This is a genomic window from Arthrobacter sp. WCS2018Hpa-7, from assembly GCF_031843805.1.
Lineage (GTDB): Bacteria > Actinomycetota > Actinomycetes > Actinomycetales > Micrococcaceae > Arthrobacter.
The window spans coordinates 1-18,298 of sequence record NZ_JAVTJB010000029.1 but is presented as its reverse complement, the minus strand read 5'-3'; the positions used below and the strand labels follow the sequence as shown (position 1 = coordinate 18,298).

At 62.8% G+C, this 18,298-nt stretch carries 21 protein-coding genes, 2 tRNA genes and 1 riboswitch; of the genes, 2 read left to right on the top strand and 21 right to left on the bottom strand.

Annotated features, from left to right (window positions below; all coding sequences use genetic code 11):
• Window positions 1-96 precede the first annotated feature (96 nt).
• The 5 genes from trpC to hisI form a co-directional block, all read right to left on the bottom strand.
• A complete protein-coding gene (gene trpC, locus RQH14_RS21250; protein ID WP_311215105.1) occupies window positions 97-915 on the bottom strand; it encodes an indole-3-glycerol phosphate synthase TrpC in 819 nt (272 codons plus the stop codon).
• A gap of 2 nt (window positions 916-917) precedes the next feature.
• Window positions 918-1,190 carry an HGxxPAAW family protein gene (locus RQH14_RS21245; protein ID WP_089594626.1) on the bottom strand — a complete coding sequence of 91 codons (273 nt, stop codon included), beginning with the start codon at window positions 1,188-1,190 and terminating at the stop codon, window positions 918-920.
• Window positions 1,191-1,322: 132 nt separating this feature from the next.
• Window positions 1,323-1,928 carry a Trp biosynthesis-associated membrane protein gene (locus RQH14_RS21240; protein WP_311215104.1) on the bottom strand — a complete coding sequence of 202 codons (606 nt, stop codon included), beginning with the start codon at window positions 1,926-1,928 and terminating at the stop codon, window positions 1,323-1,325.
• The gene (locus tag RQH14_RS21235; RefSeq protein WP_311215103.1) at window positions 1,925-3,508 is read right to left on the bottom strand and encodes an anthranilate synthase component I; all 1,584 of its coding nucleotides are present in this window, start codon (window positions 3,506-3,508) and stop codon (window positions 1,925-1,927) included. Before RQH14_RS21235 ends, RQH14_RS21240 begins: the two co-directional genes overlap by 4 nt.
• A 57-nt stretch (window positions 3,509-3,565) precedes the next feature.
• Entirely contained in the window at window positions 3,566-3,982 is a 417-nt protein-coding gene (hisI, locus tag RQH14_RS21230) for a phosphoribosyl-AMP cyclohydrolase (RefSeq protein ID WP_311215102.1), read from the bottom strand.
• Window positions 3,983-4,071: 89 nt separating this feature from the next.
• On the opposite strand from hisI, the gene RQH14_RS21225 reads away from it, so the two are divergent.
• On the top strand, window positions 4,072-4,716 hold the full coding sequence (locus RQH14_RS21225; protein ID WP_172323894.1) for a TIGR03085 family metal-binding protein: 645 nt from the start codon (window positions 4,072-4,074) through the stop codon (window positions 4,714-4,716).
• A 58-nt stretch (window positions 4,717-4,774) separates the two neighbouring features.
• On the opposite strand, the gene hisF is transcribed toward RQH14_RS21225, so the two are convergent.
• From hisF to RQH14_RS21145, 16 genes are all read right to left on the bottom strand, one after another.
• Window positions 4,775-5,551 carry an imidazole glycerol phosphate synthase subunit HisF gene (gene hisF / locus RQH14_RS21220; RefSeq protein WP_089594622.1) on the bottom strand — a complete coding sequence of 259 codons (777 nt, stop codon included), beginning with the start codon at window positions 5,549-5,551 and terminating at the stop codon, window positions 4,775-4,777.
• Between the two features lie 47 nt (window positions 5,552-5,598).
• Window positions 5,599-6,459 carry an ATP phosphoribosyltransferase gene (gene hisG / locus RQH14_RS21215; RefSeq protein WP_311215101.1) on the bottom strand — a complete coding sequence of 287 codons (861 nt, stop codon included), beginning with the start codon at window positions 6,457-6,459 and terminating at the stop codon, window positions 5,599-5,601.
• Window positions 6,460-6,542: 83 nt separating this feature from the next.
• On the bottom strand, window positions 6,543-6,806 hold the full coding sequence (locus RQH14_RS21210; RefSeq protein ID WP_024820576.1) for a phosphoribosyl-ATP diphosphatase: 264 nt from the start codon (window positions 6,804-6,806) through the stop codon (window positions 6,543-6,545).
• 114 nt (window positions 6,807-6,920) lie between these two features.
• Window positions 6,921-7,406: a 6,7-dimethyl-8-ribityllumazine synthase gene (ribH, locus tag RQH14_RS21205; RefSeq protein ID WP_311215100.1), complete on the bottom strand. Its 486-nt coding sequence runs from the start codon at window positions 7,404-7,406 to the stop codon at window positions 6,921-6,923.
• A gap of 18 nt (window positions 7,407-7,424) precedes the next feature.
• Window positions 7,425-8,129 (bottom strand): GTP cyclohydrolase II, encoded by a 705-nt coding sequence (ribA, locus tag RQH14_RS21200; protein ID WP_311215099.1) that lies wholly within the window; start codon window positions 8,127-8,129, stop codon window positions 7,425-7,427.
• Entirely contained in the window at window positions 8,126-8,821 is a 696-nt protein-coding gene (gene ribB / locus RQH14_RS21195; RefSeq protein ID WP_311215098.1) for a 3,4-dihydroxy-2-butanone-4-phosphate synthase, read from the bottom strand. The genes ribA and ribB overlap by 4 nt, the downstream gene beginning before the upstream one ends.
• Window positions 8,818-9,447: a riboflavin synthase gene (locus RQH14_RS21190; RefSeq protein WP_311215097.1), complete on the bottom strand. Its 630-nt coding sequence runs from the start codon at window positions 9,445-9,447 to the stop codon at window positions 8,818-8,820. Before RQH14_RS21190 ends, ribB begins: the two co-directional genes overlap by 4 nt.
• Window positions 9,447-10,586, bottom strand: coding sequence for a bifunctional diaminohydroxyphosphoribosylaminopyrimidine deaminase/5-amino-6-(5-phosphoribosylamino)uracil reductase RibD (gene ribD, locus RQH14_RS21185; RefSeq protein ID WP_311215096.1), 1,140 nt, complete (start codon window positions 10,584-10,586; stop codon window positions 9,447-9,449). Before ribD ends, RQH14_RS21190 begins: the two co-directional genes overlap by 1 nt.
• Window positions 10,583-11,287, bottom strand: coding sequence for a nicotinamide riboside transporter PnuC (gene pnuC / locus RQH14_RS21180; RefSeq protein WP_311215095.1), 705 nt, complete (start codon window positions 11,285-11,287; stop codon window positions 10,583-10,585). Before pnuC ends, ribD begins: the two co-directional genes overlap by 4 nt.
• Window positions 11,288-11,376: 89 nt before the next feature.
• A riboswitch (FMN riboswitch) is annotated at window positions 11,377-11,532 on the bottom strand.
• Window positions 11,533-11,609: 77 nt separating this feature from the next.
• Window positions 11,610-12,284 carry a ribulose-phosphate 3-epimerase gene (gene rpe / locus RQH14_RS21175; RefSeq protein ID WP_231338935.1) on the bottom strand — a complete coding sequence of 225 codons (675 nt, stop codon included), beginning with the start codon at window positions 12,282-12,284 and terminating at the stop codon, window positions 11,610-11,612.
• Window positions 12,285-12,330: 46 nt separating this feature from the next.
• The gene (locus RQH14_RS21170) at window positions 12,331-13,878 is read right to left on the bottom strand and encodes a transcription antitermination factor NusB (protein WP_311215094.1); all 1,548 of its coding nucleotides are present in this window, start codon (window positions 13,876-13,878) and stop codon (window positions 12,331-12,333) included.
• The gene (gene fmt / locus RQH14_RS21165) at window positions 13,875-14,795 is read right to left on the bottom strand and encodes a methionyl-tRNA formyltransferase (protein ID WP_311215093.1); all 921 of its coding nucleotides are present in this window, start codon (window positions 14,793-14,795) and stop codon (window positions 13,875-13,877) included. The genes RQH14_RS21170 and fmt overlap by 4 nt, the downstream gene beginning before the upstream one ends.
• Complete coding sequence (def, locus tag RQH14_RS21160) at window positions 14,792-15,364, bottom strand: peptide deformylase (protein ID WP_311215092.1); 573 nt, start codon at window positions 15,362-15,364, stop codon at window positions 14,792-14,794. The genes fmt and def overlap by 4 nt, the downstream gene beginning before the upstream one ends.
• A gap of 70 nt (window positions 15,365-15,434) precedes the next feature.
• Window positions 15,435-16,319 (bottom strand): cytochrome, encoded by an 885-nt coding sequence (locus tag RQH14_RS21155; RefSeq protein WP_311215091.1) that lies wholly within the window; start codon window positions 16,317-16,319, stop codon window positions 15,435-15,437.
• A 518-nt stretch (window positions 16,320-16,837) separates the two neighbouring features.
• Entirely contained in the window at window positions 16,838-17,218 is a 381-nt protein-coding gene (locus tag RQH14_RS21150) for a hypothetical protein (protein ID WP_311215090.1), read from the bottom strand.
• A 682-nt stretch (window positions 17,219-17,900) separates the two neighbouring features.
• A tRNA-Val gene (locus RQH14_RS21145) sits at window positions 17,901-17,975 on the bottom strand.
• A 249-nt stretch (window positions 17,976-18,224) separates the two neighbouring features.
• Between RQH14_RS21145 and RQH14_RS21140 the strand changes: the two genes are divergently transcribed.
• Window positions 18,225-18,297: transfer RNA gene (locus RQH14_RS21140), tRNA-Gly, on the top strand.
• Window position 18,298: the final 1 nt, after the last annotated feature.

Sequence of the window (18,298 nt, the reverse complement as noted above, 5' to 3'; positions counted from 1 at the left end):
CAGTTAGTTCATTGGGTAGTTCCACGTGCCGCAAGGCAGCCGCAGGCTCAAGCCCGGGCTGCCTTGCGACTGTTCGCCGTGATTTCAGTGACTGCCTCAGTTCCTGACGGCGATGGCGGCAGCTCCAGCTGCCTTGAATTCGGTGATGCGTTCGCGCGGCGTGGAGTCGCTGACCAGCGCCTCCCCCACCAGGATGGCGTTGGCGCCGCCCGCGGCGTAATGCGAGACGTCGTCCGCGCCCCTGACACCCGATTCGGCGACAATGACGGCCCCGGCAGGAATCAATCCGGCCAACGACCCGAAAACCGAGCGGTCGACGTCGAGCGTCTTGAGGTTGCGCACATTGATGCCGATGATCTTGGCCTGCGCCGCAACGGCGCGTTCGATCTCTTCCTCGGTGTGGGTTTCCACCAGCACGTTCATGCCTAGCTCGTGGCTCAGTGCGCTGAATTCCGCCAGCTCCGAGTCGGACAGTGCCGCGACAATGAGCAGGATGAGGTCGGCACCGTGGGCACGGGCTTCCCAGATCTGGTACTCGTCCACCGTGAAGTCCTTGCGCAACAAGGGAACATCGACGGCGGCACGGACGGCATCGAGGTCAGCCAGCGAGCCGCCGAAACGGCGCTGTTCGGTCAGGACACTGATGACGGAAGCTCCGCCGTCGGCATACTGAACCGCCAGGGAGGCGGGATCCGCGATCGGTGCGAGGTCGCCCTTGGAAGGGCTGCGACGCTTGATTTCTGCGATGACCTTGAGGTCGTTGCGGACGGATGAGGGACCGCCCAGAGCGGCCCATGCATCGTGGGCCGGGGCCGCACCCGCGGCGCGGTCCTTCAGCTCCGCAAGGGACACGAGACGGCTGCGCGTCTCCATCTCCTCCTTGACGCCAACAATGATGTCATCAAGAACGGTCACGATTAGTGGCCGTTGTTCTGCAGCTTGCTGCCGCCAACTCCGTAGCCCGCCTTGCGCATGACAAAGCCAACGATCAGGCCGATGACCATGACAACCAGTCCGCCAACGAAGATCGGCGTGTTGGCGATGACGAACGCGATGGAGGAAATCAGGGCACCGACCAGCATCACAAGTACGCAGGTCCAGGCAGCCGGGCTGTTTCCGTGGCCGATGGCGTCAGCGTGGCTGGCCATGGTGGATTCAGCTTGGTTTGCGGACACTGTGGTTTTGCTCATGTGAAATCTCCTCAGGATGAATACTGCTTACATTCTGCCATTTATTGGCGGCGTCCGGGACATCGTCCGACGTCAGGACAGGCGTGTGGGCTTTTGTTGCGCAGCACCTGCCCGCGAGCCCGCTGTGGCTGCCTACGTAGGGTCCTCACCACGCGACAGGCTGTCCCAGCTGTCAATCTCGTCCACCGGTTCGTTTGTGCTCTTTCGGCCCCGCGCGCCGGTGTCGTACTTGGTCCGCGAGGTCCAATACCGTCCGGCCAGCGGCAACGCAACAGCGCAAAGGGCCAGCAGGGCACCCGCCACGATGGCGACCACCGGGAACGCCGTGGAGGCAGCGTCAGCCTGTCCGCCGGAGACGCCTGTTGCCGCGGCAATGGCCCCCTGGGCGGCACCCAACGGGTCGAGCAGGACGGTAATTGCGGCAAGGATGATCCCGGCCGCTGACAGGACGATGAGGACCGCGATGATCCAGCGCGCGATTTTTCCGGCAATGGACGCTGCGAGTCCGCCGGCCAAGGCGACCACGGCAAGGGCAGTAACCGCAGTGGCTGCCTTGCTGCCTTGGACATGGAGGTCGCTGTTGGACGCTCCGGTCGGATCCAGCCGGACCTCGATCCAGGTCTGCGTGGTGGCGCCGAATACCGCCAGGGCAAGGATGGTGGTGGCAAGGACCAGCGTGGATTTGCGTGCCCAGCGCGGCTGCTGCCTGACGGGAGGCGCTGAGGGTGCCGTGCTCATGAGGCGGAAGTCCCGTCGTCGTGGATGTCTGCAGTTCCTACCGTTTCAGCGGAAATGTTCTGCAACGATCCCGCGGTGTGGACGGCCCGAAGGGGCGCGGCCGCTTTGTTCACCGTCTCCAGCGCTTCGGATGGCTTGTGCGAATCGGCCACAATTCCACCGCCGGCCTGGACATAGGCGCGGCCCTCCCGGAGCAGGGCTGACCGGATGGCAATCGCCATGTCCATGTCACCGGCGAAGTCCAGGTATCCCACCACGCCGCCATAGATGCCACGCCGGTGGGGTTCCAGTTCGTCGAGCAGGCGCAGCGCGCGGGGCTTGGGAGCACCGGACAGCGTGCCCGCCGGGAATGTTGCCTTGAGGACGTCGTAGGCCTTGGCCCGGGGAGCGAGCTCCCCCACCACGGTGGAGACGAGGTGCATGATGTGGCTGAACCGCTCCACTTCCATGAACTGCGTGACATCCACCGTTCCTGCCACACAGACCTTAGACAAGTCATTGCGCGACAGGTCCACCAGCATCAGGTGCTCGGCCCGCTCCTTCTGATCGGCCAGCAGCTCTGTTGCCAAGGCCTTGTCTGCCTCAACGGTCTTCCCACGTGGGCGCGAACCGGCGATGGGGTGGGTAATGACTTCCTGCCCGGTCACCGTGACCAATGCCTCTGGCGACGACCCCACAATCGAGTACTCGCGGCCGTCCGCATCCTCCAGGCTGAAGAGATACATGTACGGGCTCGGGTTGGTGTTGCGCAGGACGCGGTAAACGTCCAAGGGGTCCGCCGCGCACTCCATTTCGAAACGCCGCGAGATCACCACCTGGAAAACCTCGCCGTCAACAATGGCTTCCTTGCCGCGGTCGATCGCTTCCAGGTACTTGGCTTCATCCCAACGCTCCTGGACGCTGGAAGCGAAATCCAAAGCGGCGGTTTCCAGCACGGAGACCGGCTGGGCAACAGGGGTGCTGATCTGGTCCAGCAGCCCCTTCACCCGGGCAACGGCGTCGTGCCAGGCGTCGTCCACGCGCTCGGAGCTGTCATCAAAGTTGATGGCGTTGGCAATCAGGAGGACGGTGCCGTCCATATTGTCGTGAACAGCCATGTCCGTGACCAGGTTGAGGGCCATCTCAGGCAAGTGCAGGTCGTCTTCGGGTGGGGACGTCAGCCGCTCCCAGTGACGGACCGCTTCCCAACCGAGGAAGCCCACCAAACCGGACGTGAACGGCGGCAACCCATCAAAGCGGTCAGTTTGAAGTGCCGCGATGGTGTCCCGCACCGCGTCAACGGGGTTACCCGAGACGGGAACCCCCACGGGCGGCTCACCAATCCAGTGGGCCTGGCCGTCTTTGGTTGTCAGCGTGGCGCGGGACTTGGAACCGATGAAGGAGTAGCGCGACCACGCGCCGCCAACTGCCGCGGATTCCAAGAGGAAGGTTCCTGGTTGCCCCTTGGCCAGCTTTCGGTACAAGCCAATGGGAGTCTCGGCATCGGCCAGGACTTTGAGTCGGACAGGGATGACACGGCTGTGGACGGCGAGTTCGCGGAACTCTTCCAGGCCCGGGCTGATGATTCCAAGGTCCTGCATGGCTATGTTCTCCGCCTTTTGTCTGAGGTGGTGCGTCAGTGGAAAGTAGTGGGTGCCTTAGTCGCGGTGGCCCGTAACGACGGTGAAGTCGCGACCATCGAAGCAGGTCCGGGTTCCGGTGTGGCAGGCTGCGCCGATCTGGTCCACGCGGATCAGGAGGGCATCGCCGTCGCAGTCAAGGGCGACAGACTTCACGAACTGTACGTGTCCGGAGGTGTCGCCCTTGCGCCAGTACTCTTGGCGGGAGCGCGAATAGAACGTCACGCGGCCCGTGGTCATGGTGCGGTGCAGGGCCTCATCATCCATCCAGCCAAGCATGAGGACCTCGTCGGTATCGTGCTGCTGCACGATCGCGGCTACGAGCCCGGATGAATCACGCTTGAGGGCGCTGGCGATCTCCTGCGGCAAGGGGCCTGCGGGGTCGCTGGAAAGCTCCACGGCGGGAGAGTGGCTGGGGGCGGACTGCTCTGACATCAGATCAAGTCTAGTGCCTTTGACGGGAGCCCGATTCTGCGGCGGTTCCACTGCGCAAGAGTGCGCCGATCGTGCTAGTTTCACAAGTGATGCATTTCGTCGATCCTTCCCGAGAAGTACTGGCCGAAACCCTGCTGGCGGCCGGACCTGACTCCCCCACGCTCTGCGAAGGGTGGCAGACCCGGGATCTTGCTGCGCATTTGTATCTGCGCGAACGGAAGATTGCAGTGGGTTTGGGCCTTCTGATTCCCAGTTTGGGCAAGGCCTCAGAAAAGGCCACCTCCAAACTTGCAGCCAAGCTCAAGAGTCCTGACGCTTACGCGGACCTCATCAAGACGTTCCGCGCCGGCCCTCCGGCCCTCTCCCCCTTGAAGATCAAAGCCCTGGATGAGACGTCCAACCTCATCGAGTACTTTGTTCACACCGAGGACATCCGCCGCGCCGGCGACCGTTGGGCGCCCCGGGCACTCGATGAAGCATATTCGGACGCCCTCTGGGACGACCTCATCAAACGGGCTGCCTTCTTGTACCGCGGCGTGGACCTCGGCATCGTGCTGGTTCGCCCCACCGGGCCGCGGCACGTCGCCAAGCGCGCCCCCGTTTCCGTTGCCATTGTTGGCGAACCGGGCGAATTGCTCATGCACGCACACGGCCGCACCAGCCAGGCCCTGGTCACCTTCGAAGGCCAGCCTGACGCCGTCGCTCTGTTGCAGTCCGCCGACATCGGCCTCTAAACGACCAATGGAGGGTCACCTGAGCGGTGACCCTCCATTGCTTTTTAAACTCTGCGGATCAGCGGACCTCGAAGCCGGCCTCGCGGATGGCGGCCTTGACCTGGGCGATCATGTCGTCCGGCCCAAAGTGGAACACCGAAGCGGCCAGTACGGCATCAGCTCCTGCTTCTACGGCGGGCGGGAAGTGTGCCGGTTCCCCTGCACCGCCCGAGGCAATGATCGGAATGTTCACCGCAGCACGGACCAAGCGGATCAATTCGAGGTCGAAGCCGTCCTTCGTACCGTCGGCGTCGATCGAGTTGAGCAGGATTTCGCCCACACCCCTGTCCGCTGCTTCCTTGGCCCAGGCGATGGCGTCGATTCCGGTTCCGGTGCGGCCACCATGGGTGGTGACTTCAAAACCGGACGACGTCGGGACGTCACCTTCGCGGGTACGGCGCGCGTCCACCGAAAGCACCAGGACCTGCGAGCCGAAGTGACGGGTGATTTCGTCAATGACCTCCGGACGCGCAACAGCCGCGGTGTTGATGGACGCTTTGTCCGCACCGAAGCGCAGGAGCTTGTCCACCTCTGCCACGCCACGAACACCACCGCCCACGGTGAGGGGAATGAAGACTTCCTCAGCCGTGCGGCGGACGACGTCGAACGTGGTTTCACGGTTGCCGGATGAGGCAGTGACGTCCAGGAACGTCAGTTCATCGGCTCCGCCATTGTCGTACCGGTGCGCAAGTTCCACCGGATCACCGGCATCGCGGAGGCCTTCAAAGTTGACGCCTTTGACGACGCGGCCTGCGTCGACATCAAGGCAGGGTATGACGCGGACGGCTACAGCCATGTGCTGCTCCTCAGTTCTGCTGGGGCTCTACTCGGTCACTGCGTGGGTTAGATGCGGCAGGCGTGGATGCTGCTGACCAGGATGGCGCGCGCACCGAGGTCGTAGAGCTCGTCCATGATGCGGTTGGTTTCCTTCTTGGGAACCATGGACCGCACGGCAACCCACTCGGAATCACGCAGGGGCGACACCGTGGGCGATTCAAGGCCGGGAGTCAGCGCAGCGGCGTCTTCCACCAGGTCCTTGCGGATGTCGTAGTCCATCAGCACGTATTGGCGGGCCACCAGGACGCCCTGGAGGCGGCGGATGAGGATCTCGATTTCCTTGGCTGTACCGTTGGCTGCTCCACCTGAACCGGAGCGGCGGATGAGCACGGCCTCGGACTTCAGGATGGGATCGCCAAAGATCTCCATGCCGGCTGCTTTGAGGGTGTTGCCGGTTTCAACGACGTCGGCAATGGCGTCCGCCACGCCGAGGCGGACGGAGGACTCCACAGCACCATCCAGTCGAACCACAGTGGCGTTCACGCCGCGCTCGGCGAGGTAGTCGCGCAGGAGTGCGTCATAGCTGGTGGCCAGTCGCTTGCCTTCAAGCTGTTCGACGCCGGCAAAGTCACCCACCGGACCGGCAAAACGGAAGGTTGATGGCGCAAAGCCCAAGGGAAGTATTTCCTCGGCCTCGACCTTCGCATCGAGCAGGAGATCCCTGCCGGTGATGCCAACATCAAGCGTACCTTGGCCCACGTAAACAGCGATGTCACGGGGACGGAGGAAGAAGAACTCAATGTCGTTATCGGGGTCCACCATAACCAGTTCGCGGGTATCGCGACGTTGGCGGTAACCGGCCTCGGACAACATGGCCGAGGCGGCTTCGGACAGGGATCCCTTATTGGGAACTGCTACACGGAGCATGGGGAGACTTTCTTGTTGGAAGGGAGGTTTTCAGGCACCTGGGCCACGCAGGGGCTCCACTACAGGCAAGTGGAGTGGCGTGGCTAGAGATGCTTGTAAACGTCCTCCAGGGTGAGGCCCTTGGCGAGCATGAGGACCTGCAGGTGGTACAGCAACTGGGAGATTTCCTCAGCGGCAGCTTCGTCCGATTCGTACTCCGCGGCCATCCAGACTTCAGCGGCCTCTTCGACCACCTTCTTGCCGATGCCGTGGATTCCGGAGTCCAGTTCGGCAACCGTGCGCGAGCCTGCCGGGCGGGTCGCTGCTTTCTCACTCAGTTCTGCGAACAGCGTCTCGAAATTCTTCACGCCCTCCAGACTACTTGCTCCGGGCCGGACGCCGCTTGTTGGGGCGTTGCATGACGAAGGGGATGTGAGTGAAGACACACGCACATCCCCCTTGGCGCCTGCAGTCAGCGGGCGTTAGCTGTACTGCTTCAGCGTTACTGCCGTGGCGAGGGCTGCGGTGACGGCTTCGTGGCCTTTGTCTTCCTTGGAACCGGGGAGGCCTGCGCGGTCCAGACCCTGCTGCTCGGTGTCACAGGTGAGGACACCGAAGCCCACCGGCACGCCGGTGCGGACGCTGACATCGGTGAGGCCCGACGTCGCGGCCTGGCATACGTAGTCAAAGTGCGGTGTCCCGCCGCGGATGACCACGCCCAGTGCCACCACTGCGTCAAAGTGCGGCGCGAGCCTGGCGGCCGCGACCGGAAGCTCAAAGCTGCCCGGAACACGCAGGACTGTGGGCTCGGCAATCCCGGCTTCCTTGGCGGCGCGGAGTGCGCCATCCACCAGTCCGTCCATGATCTGTGTATGCCAGCTTGCCGCCACGATGGCGAGCTTGAGCTGTGAGGTTTCCTCGGGGTTGAGGGTAGTGAGGTCGATAGTGGGCGCGCCGTGTCCGCTCATGGTGTGCTGTGGATCCGTTCAGTCTTGGTTGTTGTCAAAGGTGTGGTTCGAAGGCGTCTTGCCATTGCTGACGGGCTCGACATCGAGCGTCAGCCGGTGGTCCATCCGGTCCTTCTTGGTCTGCAGGTAGCGCAGGTTCTGTTCGCGTGAGGGCACCTCGGTGGGCACCATTTCCACCACAGTCACTCCGGCCTTGTCGAGCCGGTGCTGTTTGTCGGGATTGTTGCTCAGCAGCCGGACTTCGTGGAGGCCCATTTCGGCGAGGATCTGTCCTGCCGCGCTGTAAGAACGCGCATCCACCGGCAAGCCCAACTGCTCATTGGCCTCAACGGTGTCGAACCCGGCTTCCTGCAAGGCATAGGCCTTGATCTTGTTGGCGAGTCCAATGCCGCGGCCTTCCTGGCCGCGCAGGTAGAGCAGCGTTCCGCCTTCGGCGTGGATGAGTTCCAAGGCGAAGGCCAACTGCTCTCCGCAGTCGCAGCGGTATGAACCGAAAACATCGCCGGTCAGGCATTCGGAGTGCAGCCGTACCAGGGGCGCGCGGCCGTCCTTGGGCGGATTGGGCGAACTGACGGCGAGGTGTTCAACGCCGGTCACATGGTCCGTCCAGGCCTGCGCCACGAAGTCTCCGAATGCCGTGGGCAACTGCACAACGGGTCCACCGCTGACGGGGTGCGGCGCCGGGCCGGAATGCTCACTGCTGCGCGTGGTCGATGCGGTCATCGCTTCTCCTCGTCCTCCTGTGAAATACGTGCCGCCTGGGACTCTACCGCCTCAACATACGACACCAGGTCCTCTATGGAGATGAGGGGGCATCCATGGTGGGCGGCGAAGTCGCGCAGGCTGTCCAAGCGCATCATTTCACCATCATCATGTACCAACTCTGCGATCACACCCACCGGGGCCAGCCCGGCAAGACGACACAGGTCCACGGCAGCTTCCGTGTGACCCGGACGTTCACGCACTCCCCCGTTAACCGCACGCAACGGGAAAATATGCCCGGGGCGGGTGATTGAGGCCGGGGTGCTGCTCGGATCTGCCAGAATACGGGCCGTCAGGGCCCGGTCCGTAGCCGATATACCAGTGCTGACGCCGATCGCTGCGTCGCAGGAAACGGTGTACGCGGTCCCCTTGGCGTCCTCGTTGATCTCCACCATGGGAGGCAGCACCAGTGCGTCCGCTCGTTCGCCGTCCAACGGGACGCAGATGACGCCGGATGAATACCGGATGGTCCATCCCATGAGGGTGGGCGTGGCGTGCTGGGCGGCGAAAATAATGTCGCCTTCGTTCTCACGATCCTCGTTGTCCACCACGATCACTGCCCGGCCCGCGGCCATGGCCTCAATGGCCGCTTCCACGGGATCCAGTCCGGTACGGGGCGTTCCGGACGGTGATGTCTTGGCAGGGGCGCTCATCGTGTGCTCCCTGCCTGCGGCGCGAAAGACAGGAGGCGTTCGGTGTACTTGGCCAGCACGTCGACTTCGAGGTTGACGCGGCCGCCTAGTGGCTTGGCTCCCAGCCCGGTTTCTTCCAGCGTCGTGGGGATCAACCCCACCTCAAACCACGGCGACGGTTCGGCCGCAGCGCTGACGGCGGTCACCGTCAGCGAGACGCCGTCGACGGCGATCGAACCTTTCTCGGCAATGTAGCGTGCCAGCGGGGCCGGGACGCCGAAGCGCAGCCGGTCCCAGTTGCCCAAGGCCTCGCGCTCCAGCAACTCTCCAACACCGTCCACATGCCCCTGCACCACGTGGCCGTCCAGCCGTCCCCCCGCTGGAACACAGCGTTCAAGGTTCACGGTGTCACCCGGGGCCAGCCCGCCGATGGTGGTCCGGACGAGGGTTTCGCCCATGACATCAACGCTGAAGTCCTGTCCGTCGATCTGCGTGGCGGTCAGGCACACACCGTTGACGGCGATGGACCCACCCAGAGCCAACCCATCGGTAGTGGTGGGTGCTTTCAGCCGCAGTGTGGCGCTGGCATCGCCGTCGTGCTCAATGCCCAGTACGGTGCCTTGTTCTGCAACGATTCCCGTAAACATCAGTGTCCTCCTGTGACATGTTCCGCAGCTTCACTGCGCGGAACCAAATTCTTGTGTGGAACCAAATTGTTGATCTTGGCTGCGGCGCCCCGGGGCGACCGCAGGTGCAACCGAAGGTCGTTGCCGAGCGTCCTGACCGCTCCGCCACAGGCGTCGTCCCAGGACCAGTGCTGGGCGTCCGCCAGCGTGGCGATTCCGAGGTCGTGCAGCGCAGGAGTTCCGGATCCCAGCAACGTCGGAGCCATGTAGACGATCAATTCGTCCACGAGGTGCGCACCAAGGAATGTGCTCAGGATGGACGAGCCGCCTTCCACCATGACGTGCCTGATTCCTTGGTCGAACAGCATGCCCAAAGCCTCTGCCGGATCCCGCGTTGGCAGGTGCACGAAGCGCCCGTCGGTTCCCCGGACGGCGGCATCTTCGGGGACGTCCCGTAAACCCATCACGGCGCGGACCGGCTGCCGGCTGGAGAGTTCTCCCTCAGCGTCCCTCGCAGTGAGCCGTGGGTTGTCGATCAGGACGGTTCCCGTGCCCACCAGGATGGCGTCGATGAGTCCCCGCAGCCCATGGTTGTCGGCGAGCGACTCCGGACTGGAAATCCATTGGCTCGTGCCGTCGTCGGCCGCAATGCGGCTGTCCAACGTCTGGGCGATGTGCAAGGTAACGAACGGACGCTTGGCGGCAACGGCGTCGAACCAATCGCGGTTGAGGTCGAACGCCCGGTCGAGGGCCAGCCCGGAACGGACCTCCACCCCGGCGGAGCGGAGCGTATGCGCGCCGCCCGCAGCGGGATCGTGGGGATCGTCGACGGCGTAGATCACCTTTGAGATTCCCGCCGACATGATTGCCTGCGCGCAAGGTCCCGTGCGGCCCACGTGGTTGCACGGTTCCAGAGTGACCACCATGGTTGTTCCCACGGTGTCGATGCCCTGCTTGCGGGCTTCGGAGATCGCGTCTGCTTCGGCATGGGCCGTGCCGGCACCCCGGTGGTACCCCGTAGCCAATTGCTCGCCCTCAGGACTGAGGATTACTGCACCCACCAACGGATTGGCTCCGCGCGGACCGGCCAACGCTGCGGCGAGTGCGGCATCCATGGCGCCACGCTCCGCTGGAGTGTGGACGGCCGTATCGGCGGTCATCGTGCAACTCCCGCTGGTACGGCAATGTCCGGTTTGCCGGCATCGTTTTTGGTCCGTTCGCGCTTTTCAGCCCGCCACCAGACGAAGAAGCCTGCCAGGGTGAAGAAACCGAAGAACAGGTACATGACCGCGCTGGCGTAGTAGCCGGCGCTGAACAGCAACGGCACGCCCACGATGTCCACGGCAACCCAGATCAACCAAAACTCAGTCCATCCACGGGCCATGCCGTACGTCGCCAGAAGTGACCCCATGAAGGTCCAGGCGTCGGCCCAGACCGGCGGGTAGGAGCCGAGGGCATCAAACAAGGGAGTCAGTGCTGCTGTGCCGGCCACCATGGCGCCAATCAGAGCGATGCGGACCTTGTTGCTGGCCCAGCCTGGCACAATGGCGCGCCCTTGGCTGCTCGATTGCCGGCCTTGCTGCCACCGATACCAACCGTAAACGGCGACGGCGATGAACATCACCTGCCGTGCTGCTTGCCCCCACAGGGTAGCCGGCGCTGCTGCACCAAAGACGTTACCCAGGAAGACCGTGAGCAGGAGGATGTTGCCGACTATGCCGATCGGCCAAGCCCAGACTTTGCGGCGCATACCGCCGAGGGCGCTGAGGAGCCCAAAGATGTTTCCAAGCACTTCGCGTAAGACAAGAGCAGATCCTCCAACGGGGATCTGTGCTTCGAAGAGCCATCGCAGAAAGTCCATGCCGTTCCTTCCCAGTAAGCCGCGATGACTCCGGGGGTGTACGACAGCGCAATGCCGGGCGTCGCTAAAGGAACGCCCACGGCATGACTGTACGTGCTTCTCCCATCCAGACTTTAACTGTCGGTACCGGAATTTCACCAGTTCAACCGTCTGCCATCGAAGATCCAATCACTTGGAATCCGATGGTTCGCGGGTCGCGGACTATAACCGCCGGTTCGGACTTACACCGACCCCGGAGCACGTATGTGTGTTGTTATTCTGCCACAACTACCAAGATGGCCGGGCTATTCCCAGCCATCTTCGTAACATGTGGTGACGATCGTCAAGCGAACGTCGCCGTCACAGCCTGGCCCGCTGCACGGAGCCGGTCGATGGCCGCTGCGGGGTCCTGGTGCCCATAGACCGCCGAGCCTGCCACGAACACGTTGGCACCGGCTTCCGCAGCCCTGATGATCGTTTCCTCTGTAATGCCCCCATCCACTTGGATGGCCACGCCGATGCCGGAACCCTCGATTGCCGCCCGCGCACGTCGGATCTTGGGAAGGGTGATGTCCAGGAAGGACTGCCCACCGAATCCGGGCTCCACCGTCATGATCAACAGCATGTCCAACTCGCTGAGCATGTCCAGGTAGGGCTCAACCGGCGTAGCCGGACGAAGGGCCATTCCAGCTTTGGATCCCCGCGCACGCAGTTCGCGTGCCAGCTTGACGGGGGCCATGGCGGCTTCCGCATGGAATGTCACCGAAGCGACGCCGGCGTCCGCGTACGCAGGCGCCCAACGGTCGGCGTCGGAAATCATCAGGTGGGCGTCCAACGGTACCGGACTGACCGCTTGGATCCGCTGTACCACCGGCAGTCCCAGCGTCAGGTTGGGGACAAAGTGGTTGTCCATGACGTCAACATGGACGGCATCGGCATTGCTGATCCGCTGCAGTTCCGCCTCAAGGTTGACGAAATCGGCAGACAGGATGCTCGGGTTGATACAGCACTGAGACAAGGCAGCCCCTCTGGGTCGGTGGGAATGGCAAGCCGGATTCCGGCAGTTACGGCTTTTTACGGATGATGGCCATGAACATGGCATCGGTCTGGTGGACGTGTGGCCACAACTGGGCTGTTTGTTCGTGACCGGCGCCCAAGTTCCCGGTGAGGCTGACATCGTCAAGCGCCTGACCGGCGTCGAGCAGTTCCAGGTCCTCACGCTTGGCCATGACGTCGCTGACAACCGCGGTGGTCTCGGCCGGATGCGGCGAGCATGTCACGTAAGCAACCACGCCGCCGGGCTTCACGGCTTCAATTGCAGACTTCAGGAGATCACGCTGCAACGGGCCGAGGTCGCCAATGTCCTTGGGTGAGCGCCGCCACCGCGATTCGGGTCGCCTGCGCAACGCTCCCAGCCCACTGCAGGGAACATCAACCAGCACGCGATCGAAAGCTTCTGCTTGCTCCGAACCAACGTCGCGTCCATCACCGGTCCGTACCGACCAAGTGTCCTCCGGAACAGCTGAAAGGGCCTGCTGAACGAGTTTCGCCCTATGTGGCGCGGGCTCATTGGCCAACAGGGTAGCGCCGTCCCGATGCGCCAGGGCAGCCAGAAGAGCGGCCTTGCCTCCCGGACCGGCACACAAGTCCAACCAGCGTTCGCTTCCGGAAGAGGCACCAAGGTCCACGCCGGCCAAAGCCCGGGCAACCAGTTGGGATCCGACGTCCTGGACACGGGTGGTTCCGCGACGGACCGTCTCCAGGCGACCGAGGTCTCCACCGGCGGACAATGCCGAATCTTCCACCAGTTCGCCTGCCGTGGCCCCATTCTCGAAAGCCTCGTCAAGACTTCCCAAGCCCGGCAGCGCTACAAGATTGACCACCGGCGCGGCGTTGTCCGCCTCCAGCAGGTCATCGATCTCCGACTTCAGACGGCCGTGGTTGACCAGTGACTGGCGCAGTGCGCGCACGATCCATTCAGGGTGGGCATGCCGGAGCGAGGCGATCCGGGTCTCATCGGTTTCGCTGGCCAGCAGGATGTCCAACCACTCGCCCATGCTGTGGGCAGTGACCTTGCGCAGGACTGCATTGATCAGGGCCGACGGACCTGCGCCGATGACGGCTCGTGCCAGGCCAACGGTCTGATCCAACGCCGCATGCGCAGGAACACGCATTGAAAGCAACTGATGGGCGCCAATCCGCAGGGCATCCAGGATTGCAGGATCCAACTGATCAAGGGGGCGGTCAACGCAGCGGGCAAGAATGGCGTCATAGGTGCCTTGACCGCGCAAAGCGCCATAGCTCAACTCAGTGGCGAAGCCGGCATCCCGGCGATCCAAGCGGTGTTCCCGGATGCGGGCTGGCAGCACCAGGTTGGCGTAGGCATCCTCGGAAGCAACAGCACGGAGCACTTCGAAGGCCACAAGGCGTGCGGGGTCGGCACGGCGCGTGCGCTGCGAAGGAGCATTGTTCGTGAAGCCCCGCTGAGGGCCACGGTTTCGCTCCCGGCCCTGGGCGTCACGCCGGCTTTCGCCACGTGCACCCCGGTTGCCTTGTCCGCCGCCGTCCCGGTTCCCGCTGTTGTTGGGGCCTCGCCGGCCGGACTCACTCATTCGAATACCACTCTCTCGGGTGTTGCCAAGCCGCGGGCCCAGTCAGCCGACGACATCATTTTCTTACCTGCCGGCTGGATCCTGCCGAGCTCAACGGCGTGGGATCCGGTGCCAACCAGAACAGATTTGCCATCCACCCTGATGGCGCCCGGAGCCAGGTCCTTAACCTCAGGACGGAGGGTCACTGGTTCAAGTTTGATCCGCTGGCCTTCCAGCGTTGTCCATGCTCCCGGCTCAGGAGTCACACCACGAGCCCGACGACTGAGGGCCAGGGCAGGCAACTGCCAGTCAAGGCGGCCATCCTCAAGCAGCAGTTTGGGAGCGAGGGAGACTTCCCCGGCTTGCGGCTGCGGGGCAGCCTGACCGGCGTCGATCGCGGAGAGCGTCTGGCTGAGAAGCACGGCCCCGCTGATGGAGAGGCGCTCAAGGAGGTCCCCCGCGGTGTCGTCCGGCCGAACAGCTTCAGTGAGGGTGCCGAATACTGGGCCGGTATCGAGGCCTTCTTCGAGCTGGAACGTCACGGCTCCGGTGATTTCGTCCCCAGCGATGATTGAACGCTGGACGGGGGCAGCGCCCCGCCAAGCAGGAAGGAGGGAGAAATGCAGATTGACCCACCCATGCGTCGGAACTGTCAAAGCTGTCTTCGGAACAATTCCACCGTAGGCAACAATGGCGGCGACATCCGGGGCAAACTCAGAGATCCGGGCGGTGGTATCCGCATCGACCTTGGCCGCACGGATGACGTCGATACCCAGCTCCAATGCCCGCGCCGCGACGGGCGAAGGCGTCAACACCCGCTTCCTGCCCAGGGGGGCGTCCGGTCGCGTCAGGACAGCGACGACATCGAATCCCGCCTTGACCAAAGCGTCCAACGATGGGACCGCGACGGCGGGGGTTCCTGCGAAAAGGACCCTCACTCGGGTGCCCCGAAGCTGCCGCCACCAAAACTTGATCCCACGCTGGTGGCGCGCTGGGACGTGGTCTTCTCCGTGATGGCGTGGTAATTGGCGTTCCGGATGGCGCGGAGTGCTGCCTTGCGGTCCTCCCCTTCCAACCTGTCCGTGTACAAAATGCCGTCGAGGTGGTCCGTCTCGTGCTGGAAACACCGGGCAAGCATGCCTTCGGCTTCCACCGAGACCGGGTTGCCGTTGATATCAACACCGGTGGCCCTGGTTGTCCGGAAACGGCGGACCGGGAAGCCCAGGCCGGGGATCGAGAGGCAACCCTCTACTTCGTCCGGCTGGAAGTCATCGCTGTTTTCCAGGACAGGGTTGATGATGTGGCCTTCCACTCCCCCAATGCGGTAGGTAAAAACGCGCTGGCTGACGCCGATTTGGGGCGCGGCGAGGCCTGCGCCTTCCACGTCTTCCATGGTTTCGGTCATGTCAGCTACCAGCTTGGCGAGCTCCGGACCGAAATCGGTGACGGGGTCCGCTACGGTGCGCAACACCGGATCCCCGATGATTCGGATACTCAAAATTGCCATGTGCTGTCAGTCCTCACTATCGTCAAACCCGGCTCCGGGTGTTGCGGAGCCTAAGCCAGTTTAGTTGAGGTCATTCGCCACTGCCGCTGTTTGCCGCCCCGGCCCCAACCGATGCAAACACAGGTGGAGCGATGGGCAACAGTGCTTGTCCCGCTGCAGAGACGTCTGCCGACATTTCCCAGACGCGCCGAAGGGCGCAGAACTTCCACCAGTGGTGCTTGAGGATTTCCGGGTTGGCCCGCATCGGCCTGACTTCGGTCTCTCCGATTGCTACAGCGAGCAGCATGGGGTTGTCGCCGTATTTCCAGGGTTCCCATTCCCCGGCAACGGGATCAACCAGGCTCTCCTCAGCCTTCATTCCAGCGGCAAGCTGCATGACCACTTTGTCATCCAGCGCCTTGACCGTTCCGTCCCGGGTAGTGCCTTTGGTCTTGTAGTCGATCAGGCAGATACGTCCGTTGATCCGGGCCACAAGGTCAAGTGTCCCGGCGTAGCCCACAGTCTTGTTCCACACGGTGATCTCGGGGGCCAACGGCTCCACCCGGTACAGCTCCCACCATTCATCAAAACGGGCGGCAAACGCCTCCTCACCATGGGCTGCGAGGTCGTCCCGGCATTCCTGCATGCGGTGCGGACGTCCCAGAGCACGCAAGGCAACCTGCTCACAGTAGGTGTGCACGCGGTCGCCGCGTGCTGCCGCTGCATCCCGGTACACTTCCGCCGCTTTGGCGGCTTTGTTGATGGCCTGGCGGGTCTTGGCTGGACTCCCCAGGATCGCGGGAAGCTCCGGATCCGCAGCGAGACTGCTCGCACCCATGTAACTGAACCAGCCATCCAATGAGTGCGCCTGTTGTCCGATTACCGTGGTGATCGAGGGCACCGAAAATTGCTCCGTGGTGGAGCGGGCATACATCCGGCCGTAGTCAGTAGCGTGGGCAAGCAGTGGAGCAGTCATATAAAGACTGTGTCATACAGGGCCGACAGAATTCTCCGGCGGGAAGATCATTGCGAGCTGCTCCGGGGGCAGCCGGGCCAGCTTCGCCGCGAGGATGGGGGCCGTCACCGCCAGCTCCGTGGAGGACATCCCAGAGTCAGGAGCGTTCCAGGGCACATCAGGTTCGTCATCAGCACGCATGTTGACCAAGTGCTCCGATGGAGCGTTTCGTGACGCTAAATACCCATCGATCTTGTCGAATGCGGTGCAATCAAAGGGTCAGACCCCGCCAACTACGGGAAAGTGACCCGGGTGTTCCTCGTCGCAGGCGTGAGGGCCGGCGGTTTCCTCGTTCCCAGTATTTTCTATGACCACTGGCGAACACTCTTCTGCAGATCAAATTCGTAATACGCCGTTCATGATGTGGTTTCAAGATGCTGCAAACAATCAATCACCGCAGAGCCTGCTTCGGCACAGCATTTAAGTTCCCTGCAGCGTCCGGCCGCAGGGAACCCAAACACATATCCTTCTGCTCATTCCTAGGCGCCCGAGGCTACCCAACCTGAGCAACCGTAGACGCCGGTGCCAGCACTTCGGTTGTTGAGGCACGCCCGGACGTAAACGGTGCCACTGAGTCCGCTGCTTTGCGCTTGACTCTGAGTGCCACTTCCGTTGCTGTTGGTCAGCGTCGCAATGTAGGTAGTCCCATTCGAGACGTACCTGAGCTGCGCTACGGACGAGACACCGTCCACACGGGTGTCCTGGCTCGAAAGGACGTTGCTGGCCGAGTTGTAGTAGGCGTACGAGCCGGTCACTGACGCCCCAGCGCTGGCGGAGGCCATGGGCGCAGTTGCCAGCAGTGAGATTCCAACAACGCCAGCGGCTGCAACACTGGAAAGAGCGAATCGTGATTTACGCATGTCGTAATTCCTTCCCCAAATAGTGAATTAGTGGCACCACGCCCGCACCAGCAAATGCATTGGCGATCACACCGCGAAGCCGCCTTGAGTCTCACGTTGCAACACCCATCATGTCAAGGGATTGTCAAATAAGAACACTCTTGTGACAGATCCTGTGATGCACCCCGGGAGCGACCCTGTCCCGGCTGCGACCCCGTTTCCGACAAGCTGACATCAGGTCGTCCACTTGCCCCCGAGCGCCCGAGCACAATTCGGACGCTACGGCAATCCCGTCTATCCAAGCGATAGCCGTGCAAAGTGTCCTCAGGTCCACACCAACTACAATCTGAACGTTCGAAGAGGAACTGGCGCTGGATACGCCTACACAGGCTCAATGCTGACCAGCGGCAGAGTCTACGAGGTTGACTGCTGGACGACGGGCACCTGGGTAGACGGAGGCAACATTTGGCTCGAGCTCCATCCTGGCGCGGGTGGAGCCCAGTACGTTTCGGACCGCTATGTCTACACCGGACCGAACGTGACGACCATCCTGCAGCGCTGCTGAGATCTTCTGCTCAAAGGAAAGGGTCCGGTGCATAAGCGCCGGACCCTTTTGTCTTGTGTCGCTGGAGCGAAATCAGCGCAGCGCCAAGGGAAAGCCTCGGAAACACAGAAACCCCCCGGATCTCCGGGGGGTTTCCTATGGTGGGCGATACTGGGTTCGAACCAGTGACCTCTTCGGTGTGAACGAAGCGCGCTACCACTGCGCCAATCGCCCGGGTGCATAGAAAACACTAACCGACCACCGCCTGATTGCAAAACCGATCAGCACCTTCATGGCCGTACCGAACTACACCCCTGGAATTACATGCGTGAAACTCAGCAGATTCCGCGCAGAATCAAGGATCCGGCCACCCGCGAAACCAAATCTCCGCCCTCGATTTGGAGTTTGCTACAACCTCCTATAGAGTTTTTACTCGTCGGAAAGCGACGGAAAGCCTGAAGGGTTGGCCGTCAAAACGATACTGCGGACGTAGCTCAGCTGGTAGAGCACCACCTTGCCAAGGTGGATGTCGCGAGTTCGAATCTCGTCGTCCGCTC